Annotated in this window: 10 protein-coding genes; 6 read left to right on the top strand and 4 right to left on the bottom strand. The window is 72.7% G+C overall.

Going from position 1 to position 12,338, the window contains the following annotated elements; genetic code table 11:
• Nucleotide 1 precedes the first annotated feature (1 nt).
• Complete coding sequence (gene lipB, locus AB0B98_RS14735; protein ID WP_238667475.1) at nucleotides 2–643, top strand: lipoyl(octanoyl) transferase LipB; 642 nt, start codon at nucleotides 2–4, stop codon at nucleotides 641–643.
• A gap of 47 nt (nucleotides 644–690) precedes the next feature.
• Nucleotides 691–1,083: a VOC family protein gene (locus tag AB0B98_RS14740; RefSeq protein WP_238667476.1), complete on the top strand. Its 393-nt coding sequence runs from the start codon at nucleotides 691–693 to the stop codon at nucleotides 1,081–1,083.
• Between the two features lie 50 nt (nucleotides 1,084–1,133).
• On the opposite strand, the gene aspS is transcribed toward AB0B98_RS14740, so the two are convergent.
• On the bottom strand, nucleotides 1,134–2,420 hold the full coding sequence (gene aspS / locus AB0B98_RS14745) for an aspartate--tRNA(Asn) ligase (protein WP_357363011.1): 1,287 nt from the start codon (nucleotides 2,418–2,420) through the stop codon (nucleotides 1,134–1,136).
• A 453-nt stretch (nucleotides 2,421–2,873) separates the two neighbouring features.
• Here aspS and lipA point away from each other — a divergent pair, with 453 nt between their 5' ends.
• Together lipA and AB0B98_RS14755 are read left to right on the top strand one after the other, a co-directional pair.
• Entirely contained in the window at nucleotides 2,874–3,869 is a 996-nt protein-coding gene (gene lipA / locus AB0B98_RS14750; protein ID WP_238667478.1) for a lipoyl synthase, read from the top strand.
• Nucleotides 3,870–3,922: 53 nt separating this feature from the next.
• A complete protein-coding gene (locus tag AB0B98_RS14755) occupies nucleotides 3,923–5,641 on the top strand; it encodes a hypothetical protein (protein ID WP_357363014.1) in 1,719 nt (572 codons plus the stop codon).
• Between the two features lie 15 nt (nucleotides 5,642–5,656).
• Here the strand turns inward: AB0B98_RS14755 and AB0B98_RS14760 are convergent, their stop codons facing one another.
• Nucleotides 5,657–8,728, bottom strand: coding sequence for an AAA family ATPase (locus AB0B98_RS14760; RefSeq protein ID WP_357363016.1), 3,072 nt, complete (start codon nucleotides 8,726–8,728; stop codon nucleotides 5,657–5,659).
• Complete coding sequence (locus tag AB0B98_RS14765; protein ID WP_167362519.1) at nucleotides 8,725–8,895, bottom strand: hypothetical protein; 171 nt, start codon at nucleotides 8,893–8,895, stop codon at nucleotides 8,725–8,727. The genes AB0B98_RS14760 and AB0B98_RS14765 overlap by 4 nt, the downstream gene beginning before the upstream one ends.
• Before the next feature lie 207 nt (nucleotides 8,896–9,102).
• On the opposite strand from AB0B98_RS14765, the gene AB0B98_RS14770 reads away from it, so the two are divergent.
• Complete coding sequence (locus AB0B98_RS14770) at nucleotides 9,103–9,789, top strand: DUF4191 domain-containing protein (protein ID WP_145779624.1); 687 nt, start codon at nucleotides 9,103–9,105, stop codon at nucleotides 9,787–9,789.
• A 341-nt stretch (nucleotides 9,790–10,130) separates the two neighbouring features.
• Here AB0B98_RS14770 and AB0B98_RS14775 read toward each other — a convergent pair whose 3' ends face one another.
• Nucleotides 10,131–10,529, bottom strand: coding sequence for an RDD family protein (locus AB0B98_RS14775; protein WP_357289810.1), 399 nt, complete (start codon nucleotides 10,527–10,529; stop codon nucleotides 10,131–10,133).
• Nucleotides 10,530–10,792: 263 nt separating this feature from the next.
• Here AB0B98_RS14775 and glnA point away from each other — a divergent pair, with 263 nt between their 5' ends.
• Nucleotides 10,793–12,217 carry a type I glutamate--ammonia ligase gene (glnA, locus tag AB0B98_RS14780; protein ID WP_112671701.1) on the top strand — a complete coding sequence of 475 codons (1,425 nt, stop codon included), beginning with the start codon at nucleotides 10,793–10,795 and terminating at the stop codon, nucleotides 12,215–12,217.
• Nucleotides 12,218–12,338 lie beyond the last annotated feature (121 nt).

Here is a 12,338-nt window from a genome sequence, read left to right on the forward strand (position 1 = left end):
CGTGACGACGACGACCCCCGGCCTCACGGCCGTCCGTGCCGGCCTACTCGACTACCAGGCCGCCTGGGACGAGCAGCGACGCCTGCACGAGTCGGTGGTGGCTGGCGAGCGCGGCGACACAGTGCTGCTGTTGGAGCACCCGAGCGTCTACACCGCGGGCAAGCGCACCGAACCGTGGGACCGACCGATGGACGGCACTCCGGTCGTCGACGTGGACCGCGGCGGCAAGATCACCTGGCACGGGCCGGGGCAGCTCGTCGGCTACCCGATCCTGCGCCTGCCCGACCCGGTGGACGTGGTCGCCTACGTCCGCCGGACCGAGGAGCTGCTCATCGACGTGTGCGCCGAGTTCGGGCTGACCGCCGGCCGGGTCGAGGGACGCAGCGGGGTGTGGGTTCCCGAGGACGACAGGGGGCCGGCCCGCAAGGTCGCCGCCATCGGCATCCGGGTGGCCCGGGGCGTCACCCTGCACGGCTTCTCGATCAACTGTGACTGCGACCTGACGTACTTCGACCGGATCGTGCCGTGCGGCATCCGGGACGCGGGCGTCACCTCGCTCACCGCCGAGCTGGGCCGCCCGGTCACCGTGGCCGACGTGCTGCCGGTGGTCGAGCGCCGGCTGTCCACCCTCGTCACTGTCTGACACCCGGCCGCGCGCCGGGTGACCGAAGGTCGCCTACCCTCGGTCGGGTGCAGATCGATCTCGTCACCGTCGTCGTCACCGAGTACGACCCGGCCATTGCCTTCTTCACCGACGTCCTCGGCTTCGAGCTGGCCGAGGACACCCCGTCGCTGACCAACGACGGGCGGCCGAAACGCTGGGTGGTGGTCCGCCCGCCGGGCGGCGGCACCGGGCTGCTGCTGGCCCGCGCCGACGGCGAGCGGCAGCAGGCCGCGGTGGGCGACCAGACCCACGGCCGCGTCGGGTTCTTCCTCCAGGTCGACGACTTCGACGTCACCTACCGCCGGATGGCCGAGATGAACGTCGAGTTCGTCAAGCCGCCCCGCACCGAACCGTATGGCCAGGTCGCCGTCTTCCGGGACGTCGCCGGCAACCTCTGGGACCTGCTCGGTCCCGCCTGAGCCCCTGCCGGCCCGCTCCACGCGAACGAGTGGGCCGGCAGGGCACAGTGCTACGGAGTCAGGCGGTGCAGGTCCCGCGGGAACGCGGTGACCTCCCTGATGTTGGCCGCGCCGACCAGCCGGGCCACGAACCGTTCCAGGCCGATGGCGAAACCGCCGTGCGGTGGCATGCCGTGCCGGAACGCGTCCAGGTAGCCGGCGTACGGCTCGACCGGCTCGCCCCGGGCCGCCAACGCCGCCAGGTAGTCGGCGTGCCGGTGCAGCCGCTGCCCGCCGGTGACCAGCTCCAGACCGCGAAAGAGCAGGTCAAACCCGTTGGAGTACGCGGGCCGCGCCGGGTCCGGGTGGGTGTAGAAGGGCCGCTTCGCCATCGGGTAGCCGGTGACGAAGAGGAAGTCCGACAGGTGTTCGCGGCGGGCCCACTCGCCCAACGCCCGTTCGTGGGCGGGCGCCAGGTCCGGTTCGTCGGCGGGCGCGCCGGCGATCGCCAGCGCCTCGGTGAAGTGCACCGCCGGGATCTCCGTGGGCACCTGCGGCGGCGTGACGCCGAGCGCGGCCAGCGCGCCACCGGCCCGCTCGCCCACCGCGCCCAGCATCCCGTCGAGGGTGTCGCGCAGCACCCGCATCACGTCCCGGTGGTCGGCGACGAAGCCCAACTCCGCGTCGAGTGACGTGTACTGCGCGAGGTGCCGGACGGTGTCGTGCGGTTCGGCCCGGAACACCGGCCCCACCTCGTAGACGCGTTCGAAGACGCCGACCATCAGCTGCTTGTAGAACTGCGGCGACTGGGCCAGGTACGCGGGCCGGCCGAACCAGTCCAGCGCGAACACGTTCGCCCCGCTCTCGGTGCTGGAGCTGACCACCTTCGGCGTGTGGACCTCCACGAAGTCCTGGGCGTCGAGTGCGGCCCGGAACCCGGACACCGCTGCCGCCGAGATCCGCAGCGCTGCCGACCGGGTGGGGTGCCGCAGCGCTGTGGGCGCGTTGTCCAACTGGGTGGGCAGGCTCGCGGTGAGCGCCGGCCGGTACAGGTCGAACGGTGGCGGTGCGGCGGGCGGCCCGAGGAGACGTACCGTCGGGTCGGTCAGCTCGACCCCGGCGGGCGCGGTGCCGTTCGCGGTGGCCGTCGCGGTGACCTCGACGACCGTCTCCTCGGTGAGTTTCTCCAGCTCGGCGCGGACGGCCGGGTCGGTGACGACCACCTGGGCCAGGCCGGTGGCGTCGCGCACGATCAGGAAGGCAACCGACTTGAGCAGTCGGCGGCGGTGCACCCAGCCGGCGATCCGCACTGTCGTGCCGATCCTGGCGGGCAGTTGCTGGGACAGGGTTCGTTGCATGGCGGGCTGCTCCTCGGTCGATCGCCACGCCGTCGCCGCCCTGGGGTGGCGAAAGCGTCGCATCAGCCCCAGGGAGGTGTGGGCGAGCGGGAACCTCGCGGTGCCACCACACCTTCGCCCCCGCCTAAGCGGGGGCCTCGTTCGTCGCCTGATGACCGGGGCCAGCCGGGCGGGCTCTACTGGGCGCGGGGAGCCCGCGGCCGTTCTTCCCGCAGCTCGGGAGGGTCTTCGCGCCCCGGCGCCAGACCGCCTCTCAGCACCGGCGGCTCTCTGCACTGGCGGGTCGAGGGCTACTCGGCTCCGTCGTCGCTGTTGCCGGCGACCGTAGCACCCGATTCCCCGATCTGTGACGCCCTTTTCCGACCGGCCGGTGTCCGGCGTCACAACGTTCGGGGCGTGACGCCGGTCGCCTGACGCACATAGACACCCGCCGTCCAGCGTAGGCTCATTTTCGTGACGATCGAGCACTCCGCGCCGACGACCGGCCAGGCAGCGCGCACCGCAACGGCGGCCCCCGAGGGGCGGCGTCTGCTGCGGATCGAGGCGCGTAACGCCGAGACGCCGATCGAGCGCAAACCGCCATGGATCAAGGTCAAGGCCAAGATGGGCCCGGAGTACACCCAACTGCGCGGGCTCGTCTCGCGCGAAGGGCTGCACACCGTCTGCCAGGAGGCCGGCTGCCCCAACATCTACGAGTGTTGGGAAGACCGGGAAGCCACCTTCCTCATCGGTGGTGACCAGTGCACCCGGCGCTGCGACTTCTGCCAGATCGACACCGGCAAGCCGGCCGAGTTCGACGCCGACGAGCCGCGTCGCGTCGCCGAGTCGGTGGTCTCGATGGGCCTGCGTTACGCCACCATCACCGGTGTCGCCCGTGACGACCTGCCCGACGGCGGCGCCTGGCTGTACGCCGAGACCGTCCGACAGATCCACGCCCTCCAGCCCGGCTGCGGCGTCGAGCTGCTGATCCCGGACTTCAACGCCGTCCCCGAGCAGTTGGCCGAGGTCTTCGGCTCCCGCCCCGAGGTGCTGGCCCACAACGTCGAGACTGTGCCGCGCATCTTCAAGCGCATCCGGCCGGCGTTCCGCTACGACCGCTCGCTGGACGTGATCCGGCAGGCCCGCGCCGACGGCCTGGTCACCAAGAGCAACCTCATCCTGGGCATGGGCGAGGAGCGGGCCGAGGTCTCGCAGGCGCTGCGCGACCTGCACGACGCCGGCTGTGAGCTGATCACCATCACCCAGTACCTGCGCCCCTCGCCCCGGCACCACCCGGTGACCCGTTGGGTCAAGCCGGAGGAGTTCGTGGAGCTGCGTGAGGAGGCCGAGGAGATCGGCTTCGCCGGGGTGATGAGCGGGCCGCTGGTGCGTTCGTCGTACCGGGCCGGCCGGCTCTACAAGCAGGCCATCGACGCCCGCGCCGCCGCCTCGGTCGCCACCGCCAGCTGACTCCGTCGGCAGCGCCGCACGGCCGTTCGACGCCCGGGTGTCATGATCCTGTGATGACCGTCGGGGTACGCGAGCAGCCGCGCGGCGCTGGCTCGCCCCGCCCGCGGCCCGGCGCACGTCCCGGCCTGGTCGGTTGGCTCACCGGGTTGGCCGTGCTGGCCGGGGTGGGTTACCGGCTGTGGCTCCTGCTGCACGCCGCGCCGCCGACGAACAGCGACGAGGCCACCATGGGGCTGGCCGCGCTGCACATCGCCCGGGGCGAGGGTTTTCCGGTCTGGTTCTACGGCCAGCAGTACATGGGCACGCTGGAGGCGTACCTGGCCGCGCCGGTGTTCGCCCTCGCCGGTGGGCCGTCGCTGCTCGGGCTGCGGCTGCCCACGCTGGCCCTGTACGCGCTGTTCCTGCTGTTGGCCTGGCGGCTGACGCTGCGGCTGACCGGGGACCGGTGGTTCGGGTTGCTGATGGTGGCGCTGCTGGCCCTCGGCTCCGACCGGGTCATCAAGAACCAGCTGATCGCCGGCGGCGGCTACCCCGAGATGAACGCGGCCGGGGCGGCGCTGGCCCTGCTCACAGTGGATCTGGCCACCCGTCGCCCGGGGCGGCGACCGGCCGACGCTGAGCGACCCGACGGGCGGACGGCAGACACCGGGCGACCCGGCTGGCGGCTGGCGCGCTGGGCCGCATGGGGGTTCCTGGCCGGGCTGATGCTCTGGGTCGACCCGCTGGTGCTGCCGTACGTCGCGGCGACCGGCGCGATCCTCGTCGGGTTCTGCCGCCAGGAGCTGTGGGGTGCCGCCGGGGCGCTGCTCGGGGCGGCGGCCGTGCTGGGGGCGGCCCCACTGCTGCTGCACAGCCTGTCGACCGGGCGCAACCCGCTGCGCGCCGTGCTCGCGGCCAGCGGTGCGGACGCCAGCGCGGGCTGGCCGGACCGGCTGCACGGCGGCCTGGTGCTCGGCCCCGGACTGGGCATGGGCTTCTGCGCTCCCGGCCAGTGCGCCACCTGGCAACTGTGGTGGTCGCTCGCCCTGCCGCTGCTGCTGGTCATCGCCGCCACCACCGCCTGGCGGGCGCTACGCACCCCCGACCCCGATCCTGCTGGCTCTGCCGCTGTCGGCCCCGACGCGGTGTCGCCTCGGGTGGCGGCGGCCGCACGGTTGGCGCTCGTGCTGGCCGCGGTGGCCACCCTCGGCCCGTACACGGTGAGCAGTTCCGCCGGCCTCACCCCGGTGGAGAGTTCCCGCTACCTGTCCTGCCTGCTCATCTCCCTGCCGGCGCTGCTCTGGCCGGTGTGGACGGTGGCCCGGCACGGGCTGCGTCCGGCACCGACCGGCCGGCGCGGAGTCGGGTCGACGCTGGCCCGAACGGTCGCTGTGGTGTCGCTCGCCGCCACGCTGGGCACCGCCGCCCACGCCACCCGGCGGGCAGCGCAGACCGCCCCGGCGACCCGGGCCGCCGAGGCCCGGCACACCGAGTTGGTGAGCACCCTGCGTCATCTCGGCGTACGACACGTACGCGCCGGCTACTGGACCTGCAACCGACTCACCTTCGCCAGCGCGGAGCAGGTGGTCTGCGCTGTCGTCGACGACACCCTGCGCCAGGGTTTCGACCGCTACCCCGCGTACCGGCGGGAGGTGGACAACGCGGCGGCACCGGCCTGGGTCGCGCCGGCCGGCTCACCCCTGGCGGAGGTGCTCGACGAGCGGCAGCGGGCCACGCCGGGCAGCCTGGACCTGGTCACCATCGAGGGCTGGCGCATCTACCTGCCACGCTGACCTCGACTGCGCGCCTCAGCGCGGCGCGGCGGGCTCGGTGAGCAGGCCGAGGCGGTGGGCCAGGGCGGCGGCCTCCACCCGGTTGGTCACACCCAGCTTCGCGATGATCCGGGAGACGTGCACGCTCGCCGTCTTCGGCGAGATGAACAGCCGCTCGGCGATCCGGCTGTTGCTGTGCCCCTCGGCGACCAGGCGCAGCACCTCCCGCTCCCGGGCGGTCAGGAGGTCCGCGCCGACCCCGCCCCCGGAGCGCAGGCCGACTCGCCGCGCCAGGGTGGCGGCTGCCTCGACCAGCGGGGTCGCACCCAGCCGCCGGCCGATCTCGGTGGCCTCGATGATAGTCGCCGCCGTCTTGTCGCGGTCCCCGGCTGCGGCGGTCGCCTCGGCCAGCGCCAGCAGCGCCCTGCCCAACGGGTAGGGCTGCCCGTCGGCTCGCCACGCGTCGACCGCCGCATGCCACGCCGGCAGCGCCTGGTCGCCGACCGCGAGCAGCGCGGTGACCTGGGCGGCGTGCGCGCGGGCCGCCGGGTGCCGCGCGGGCAGGTCGGTGGCGAGCGCCGCCACCGCGGCGACCAACTCCCTGTCGCCCACCCGTGCCGCGGTACGCGCGGCGGCGCTGAGCACCGGCCAACCCTCCCTGGGCAGCCGCGACAGGCTCTCGTCGGTGACCGCGACGCGGGCCGCCCGTACCGCCTCGATCTTGTCGTCAGCGGCCAGCGCCGCCTCGATCGCCAGCTCGTGCAGCGGCAGGCGGTGGTTCGGCCACAGGTACGGTCGGTTGAGGAAGGTGAGCGCCCGGTCGACCAACTCGTCGGCGCCCGGATGGGCGCGGGCCAGCCGCAGCCCGGCGCCCAACTGGAGCCAGTGCAGACCGGTGACACCGGACAGGTCGATTCGAGCGGCCTCCGCGCAGACCGCCTCGGCCTCGTCCCACCTACCCAACGCGATGAGCGCCTCGGCCCGGTTGGAGAGCAGGTACGCCCCGGTGGAGCGGCTGATCCCCACCCGTCGCGCCTCGGTCACACCGGCCTCGGCGGCCTGTGCGGACTCGGCGTAGCGGCCCAACTCGCAGAGCATGTCCGACTCGAACACCATGGCGAGCACCAGCGTCGGCGCGTCCCCCGCCGCACGGGCAGCGGCGGCCGCCTGGCCCAGCTCGGCCAGCCCGCCGGTCAGGTCCCGCTCGCCGTGGCAGAGCAACGCGATCCGCGTCGACAGCAGGGCCACCTGTTCGTCGAGTGCCTCGGCGTCGGCGGCGGCCTCGGCTGCCACCCGGGCCGCCTTCTGCGGGTCGATCTTGACCAGGTGGGTGGCGATGTCGGCGAGCAACCGGACCCGCTCCGCGCCGGGCGGGCCAGCGGCCGCCAGCCGGTACGCCTCATCCAACTCGGGGCTGCCGTCGCTCTTGCCGAGCAGGGCCATCAGTCGACCGCGCTGGTCCAGCAGGCGGGCGGCACGCAACGGCGCGGCGTCGGCGTCCACCTCGGCCAGCCCAGCGCGGGTCAGGGTGATGGCCCGACTGAAGTCGCCGGCGGTCACCGCGGCGTCCAGGGTCTGCTCCAGCAACGCCAGGTGGTCCATGCCGAGCAGGTCGGCGGCGTCCGGCACCAGCTCCCACAACTCCAGCGCCCGCTCCAGCAGTCGGCGCTGCTCGGCGTACGCGTACCGCTCGGCGGCGGCGCACGCGGCGGCTCGTGCGGCGACGAGGGCGCGCGGGTGGTCGTGCGCGGCGTGCCAGTGGTGGGCGATCTCGGCCGGGGCCCGGCCGGCGGCTACCAGATGCGGCTGGGCCTCGATGGCGGCGGCGAAACGGGCGTGCAGCCGGGCGTGCTCACCGGGCAACAACTCGTCGTGTACCGCCTCGCGGACCAGCGCGTGTCGGAACTCGTAGTCCCCGTCCCGGTCGGCCACCACCAACTGGGCGGCGACGGCGGCGCGTAACGCGTCCTCCAGCTCGGTCTCGGGCAGCCCGGCGACCTCGGCGAGCAGGTCATGGGCGAAACGGGTGCCGCCGGCGGCCGCGATCCGCAACACCCGCTGGGCCGGCTCGGGGAGCCGGTCCACCCGGGCCAGCAGCAGGTCACGCAGCGTCTCGGGGAGCGCCGCGCAGCCGATCGGGTCACCGGCCACGGCCAGCTCCTCGATGAAGAAGGGGTTGCCCTGGGTGCGGTCGTGGACATCGTCGACGGTGCGGGCGAGCGGCTCGGCGCCGAGCAGGTCGGTGAGGATCGCGGCGGTGCCGTCGCGGTCCAGGCGGGCCAGCTCGACCCGCTCCACACCGCGGGCCCGATCCAGCTCGGCGAGGAACGGGCGCAGCGGGTGCCCGCGCTGCAACTCGTCGGTGCGGTAGGTGCAGACCAGCAGCAGCCGGCCCGGCCTCGCCGCCCGGACGAGGAAGCCGATCAGGTCCCGGGTGGAGCGGTCGGCCCAGTGCAGGTCCTCGATGATCAGGACCAGTGGGCGGGCGTCGGCCAGCCGCTGGAACAGCTCGGCGACCAGGTCGAACAGGTATCCGCGCGGGGCGTCGCTGAGCGGGACGGCACGCGGGGTGGTCAGTGCCGCGGAGGCGCGGCCCAGCTCCGGCAGGAGCGGGGCGAACTCCGCCTCGTAGCCGGCGAAGACCTCAGGGCCGTCGGCGCGCAGCACAGTGCGCAACGCGGCGGCGAACGGCGCGAACGGCAGACCCGCCTCGCCCAGCTCCAGACACTGGCCGACCAGCACCCGCGCCGCGCCGTCGGTGGCCCAGCCCGCGAACTCCTCCAGCAGCCGGGTCTTACCCACACCCGCCTCGCCGCCGACAAGCACTGTGGTCGGCTCCCCGGCCCGCGCCCGGCCCAGCGCGCCCCGTAGCGCCCCGGTCTCGCTGTGGCGCCCGACGAGGACTGAGCTGGCGGCGCGTACGGTCACGTGTTCGAGCATGCCATGGCGGCCCACCCCGCCGACCCCGCCGATCGGCCGGCGGCCGGGCGGCGGGGTCGGATCGGGTCGAGCGGCCAGCCCGACGGGTGTGGCGGACGTGACGGCCGCGCCGAGCGCTGTCGGCGTGGCGGCCGAGCTGGGCCTGGCGGCCGAGCTGGGCGCGGTCACCGGCGGGCGTCGCCGGTGCGACCGGCCTGCCTGCGCCGGCCCAACCACCCGCGGCTCACCGGACGGGACAGCGACCGGGCGAGCCGGTCCGCGGCCGCGTCGGCGCGCAGCTCAGCGGCATGGGTGCGGTGCAGGGTGAGCAGGAAATCTGCGTCGTTGCCGAACATGTCGGGCTCCTTCGTGGCGTCGTCGTCTTCTGCTGACGACTCTTCGCGCGAAGGCCCCACCCGGGCATGGGCATGGCGCCTCATCTTCCCCGCCCACAGCCTCCTTACCCGGCCGCTCCGGGCGCGTACGGCGACGTAAGGTACTCAGCTGCCCCGGCACCCGGACGCGGATCAACCGGGCCGGCGGCGACCACTAGACTCTGCGGCATGGCAAAGCCCCAGGAGAAGGTCTCGTTCGGCCAGCGGCTGAAGCAGATCGGGATGGTGTTCCAGTTCACCGCCAAGCAGGACCGGTGGTTCGCGCCGTTGGTCGCCGCAGCGGTGCTGCTCCCGCTCGCGCTCACCGTTGTCGCTGTCATCCTCTGGGGCTGGATCTGGCTGCCGCTGGGCATCCTGTTCATCCTGCTCGCGGTGCTGATCGTGCTCAACCTGCGGTCCAACAAGGCGATGATGAACGCCGCCGAGGGGCAACCCGGCGCGGCGGCGCAGATCATGGAGAACATGCGCGGCGACTGGCGGGTGACCCCGGCGGTCAGCTCGACCACCCAGATGGACATGGTCCACCTGGTGATCGGTCGCCCGGGCGTGATCCTGCTGGCCGAGGGCAACCCGCAGCGGGTGCGCGGCCTGCTCGGCCAGGAGAAGCGGCGGCTGTCGAAGGTGATCGGCTCCGCTCCCCTGCACGACTACGTGATCGGGCAGGAGGAGGGCGAACTGCCGATCCGCAAGCTGCGGACGACGCTGCTGCGCCTGCCCCGCGCCCTCTCCGGCAAGGACGTCAACTCGCTGGACAAGCGACTCAAGGCGCTCACCGCCCGGCCGCAGATGCCCAAGGGCGCGATCCCGAAGAACATGCGGCCGCCGGGCGCCTTCCGCCAGTCGCGGGGCCGCTGACCCCTCAGGTGTACGTGTAGAAGGAGCCGGGCCCGTGCGGGCCCGGCTCCTTCTACGCGTACGCCCACAGGTGCCCACCCCCGACGCGCCGCCCGCCTCGGGCCACCCCTCGTCCCCGCCCCCACCTCGCCATGATCGCGCTAGCCCCCACCACGCCATGGTCGTGCTCCGCCCACGCCACGCCATGATCGTGCTCCGCCCACGCCACGCGTGATCGTCCTCGCCCCCACCACGCCATGATCGTGCTCGATCCTGGATTTAGGGGCCTCGCTCGCGGCGGATGCCACTGGATCCTGGATCGAGCGCGATCTTGCGGTTCGCGCGGTCCCGGAGGGGTTGGCTCAGCCGCGGGGGGCGTCGACGATGACCGAGCCGGCGACTCGGTCGTGCAGGCCGCGCCGGTGCTCGTCCATGATCAGTGCGGGGACGACGAGGGCCAGCAGCAAGCCACGGATCAGCCCCCGGAGCACGCCGATCCGGCCACCGTCGAGCCAGTTCACGCAGCGGATCTTGGTGATGTACATGCCCGGGGTCTGGGCAAACAGGCCCAGGAAGATGCCGTACTCCAGGACGAGCACCAGCACCGGGGCCCAGCCGTCGCGTACCGGGTCGGCGAAGAAGTTGGACACCAGCAGGCAGAGGACCCAGTCGATGATCAATGCCCCGAACCGCCGACCGAGGCTCGGCGCGGCGAAGGTGGGGTCGGTGGCCGGCGCTGCCGGGAGGTGCGGATTGGTCACAGCGGTCAAGGGTATCCGCGCCGGGATGAGAGGTTGCCGGGTGCCGCCGCCGCTGTGTGCCGATTCAGGCCAAAGGCATCAGATGTCATTACACTGGCACAGTCGGTACGGCGTTCCTGGCGGGCCGGAGGCGCGGACCGGGGCGTCGCTGACGCTCCGCGAGGGACGTAACACGGCAGAAACAACGGAGACACGGCCGGGCAACCCCCCGGCCCTAGCGTCGCCAGAAGCCTAGCCACCCCGTGGACGTGCCAGGAGGATGTGTGTTCGCCAACCCCGAGGAACTGCTGCGATACCTCAAGAACGAGGACGTGAAGTTCGTCGACGTTCGCTTCTGTGACCTGCCCGGCGTGATGCAGCACTTCAATCTGCCGGTCGAGTCCGTCAACGACGACCTCTTCACCGACGGCCTCGCGTTCGACGGTTCGTCGATCCGCGGTTTCCAGGCGATCCACGAGTCGGACATGCTCCTGCTCCCGGATGTCGCCACCGCGTTCATCGATCCGTTCCGCGCGCAGAAGACGCTCGCGCTCAACTTCTTCATCCACGACCCGTTCACCCGTGAGGCCTACAGCCGCGACCCGCGCAACGTGGCGAAGAAGGCCGAGGCGTATCTGGCGGCGAGCGGTATCGCCGACACCGCCTACTTCGGGGCCGAGGCGGAGTTCTACATCTTCGACTCGATCCGCCACGAGACCTCGGCGCACCAGTCGTTCTACTACATCGACTCGATCGAGGGCGCCTGGAACACCGGCCGCGAAGAGCCGGGCGGCAACCGCGGCTACAAGACCGCGTACAAGGGCGGCTACTTCCCCGTCCCGCCGGTCGACCACTACGCCGACCTGCGTGACTCGATCGTGCGCCGCCTGGTCGACACCGGCTTCAACGTGGAGCGCTCGCACCACGAGGTGGGCACCGCCGGCCAGTCCGAGATCAACTACCGGTTCTCCACCCTGCTGCACGCCGGTGACCAGCTCCAGCTCTTCAAGTACATCGTGAAGAACGAGGCCTGGGCCAACGGCAAGACCGCGACGTTCATGCCCAAGCCGCTGTTCGGCGACAACGGTTCCGGCATGCACACCCACCAGAGCCTCTGGCTCAACGGTGAGCCGCTGTTCTACGACGAGACCGGCTACGCCGGCCTGTCCGACATGGCCCGCTGGTACATCGGTGGTCTGCTGCACCACGCGCCGTCGCTGTTGGCTTTCACCAACCCGACGATCAACTCGTACCGTCGCCTGGTGCCGGGCTTCGAGGCGCCGGTCAACCTGGTCTACTCGCAGCGCAACCGGTCCGCCTGCACCCGCATCCCGGTGACCGGCGCGAACCCGAAGGCCAAGCGCGTCGAGTTCCGCGTCCCGGACCCGTCGGCCAACGTCTACCTGGCCTTCTCGGCCATGATGATGGCCGGCCTCGACGGCATCAAGAGCAAGATCGAGCCGCCGACGCCGATCGACAAGGACCTCTACGACCTCCCGCCGGAGGAGTGGGGCGACGTCAAGCAGGTGCCGGGCTCGCTGTCGGCAGTGCTCGACTCGCTGGAGGCCGACCACGACTACCTGCTCGACGGCGGCGTCTTCACCCCCGACCTGATCTCCACCTGGGTCGACTGGAAGCGCGCCAACGAGGTCGACCCGGTGCGTCTGCGCCCGACCCCGCACGAGTTCGCCATGTACTACGACTGCTGAGCAGTCGCTAGAACACCGGCCGGGGGGGGGGGGGGGGGGCGGGGGGCGGGGGGGGCCCCCCCCCCCCGGCGCCCCGCCGCCGGCCCCCCCCCGCCCCGCCCCCCCCGCCCCGCCCCCCCCC

The organism is Micromonospora sp. NPDC048947 (assembly GCF_040649495.1).
Taxonomy (GTDB): domain Bacteria; phylum Actinomycetota; class Actinomycetes; order Mycobacteriales; family Micromonosporaceae; genus Micromonospora; species Micromonospora alfalfae.

Bases quoted from the DNA above. Each gene is read 5' to 3' on its own strand.
- AB0B98_RS14770 (WP_145779624.1), top strand. From the start codon at position 9,103: ATGGCAAAGCCCCAGGAGAAGGTCTCGTTCGGCCAGCGGCTGAAGCAG.
- aspS (WP_357363011.1), bottom strand. From the start codon at position 2,420: ATGCAACGAACCCTGTCCCAGCAACTGCCCGCCAGGATCGGCACGACA.
- AB0B98_RS14765 (WP_167362519.1), bottom strand. From the start codon at position 8,895: ATGTTCGGCAACGACGCAGATTTCCTGCTCACCCTGCACCGCACCCAT.
- AB0B98_RS14755 (WP_357363014.1), top strand. From the start codon at position 3,923: ATGACCGTCGGGGTACGCGAGCAGCCGCGCGGCGCTGGCTCGCCCCGC.